Genomic DNA, 352 nt, shown 5'->3' on the forward strand with positions numbered 1-352 from the left:
GACCTTGCTGGCCGACGATCAGCACCGTGAGAATCAGCGCAATCGCCTGGGTGACAATGGAGAAATACACATCGCCCACGCGCCGCTTGAACAGCGCCATGCCGATGATGAACGCCAGCAGCACCGGCACCGCAATCACTGCCACCAGCGTGAAGCTGAAACTGTGGAACGGCTGCCACAACCACGGCAGTTCGGTGATCTGGTTCCAGTCCATGAAGTCCGGGATGCCCGGCGTCGATTGAATCTTGGTGCTTTCCGGGTCCGAGGCCTCAAGTTTGAGGAACATCGCCATGCAATAGCCGCCAACCCCGAAGAACACGCCCTGCCCCAGGCTGAGGATGCCGCCATAGCC

1 protein-coding gene is annotated in these 352 nt (G+C 60.2%); it reads right to left on the reverse strand.

The genetic code is table 11. The features are described 5' to 3' along the window. The coding region (locus SB756_RS28630; RefSeq protein WP_410912886.1) for an ABC transporter permease subunit at positions 1 to 352 on the reverse strand (352 nt) is incomplete at both ends.

The organism is Pseudomonas sp. SIMBA_068 (assembly GCF_046534705.1).
Taxonomy (GTDB): Bacteria; Pseudomonadota; Gammaproteobacteria; order Pseudomonadales; family Pseudomonadaceae; genus Aquipseudomonas; species Aquipseudomonas putida.